The sequence below is a fragment of the Pseudomonas sp. B392_1p genome, from assembly GCF_052245235.1.
GTDB classification, from domain to species: Bacteria; Pseudomonadota; Gammaproteobacteria; order Pseudomonadales; family Pseudomonadaceae; genus Serpens; species Serpens gallinarum.
Window position 1 is genome coordinate 1 of sequence record NZ_JBQPXM010000036.1, and the last position, 399, is coordinate 399.

Genomic DNA, 399 nt, shown 5'->3' on the forward strand with positions numbered 1-399 from the left:
GTAAGGCTGCTGTAGAATGCGCGGCCTCGGTTAGCGACCTCCGGTCCAGATCGAAACGTTCTTTAACAACTGAATCAAGCAATTCGTGTGGGTGCTTGTGACTGTAAGACTGATAGTCGCCTGATTATCAGCATCACAAGTAAACACTCGTGAATTCGAGAGTTTCTCTTCTTCGGAAGAGTTTTGCGATTGCTGAGCCAAGTTTAGGGTTTTCTCAAAACCCAAGCAGTATTGAACTGAAGAGTTTGATCATGGCTCAGATTGAACGCTGGCGGCAGGCCTAACACATGCAAGTCGAGCGGATGAAGGTAGCTTGCTATTGGATTCAGCGGCGGACGGGTGAGTAATGCCTAGGAATCTGCCTGGTAGTGGGGGATAACGTCCGGAAACGGGCGCTAA

Annotated in this window: 1 rRNA gene; it reads left to right on the forward strand. The window is 49.4% G+C overall.

The features are described 5' to 3' along the window. Positions 1-233: 233 nt before the first annotated feature. A 16S ribosomal RNA gene (locus ACTV8E_RS20695) occupies positions 234-399 on the forward strand; the annotation flags it as partial.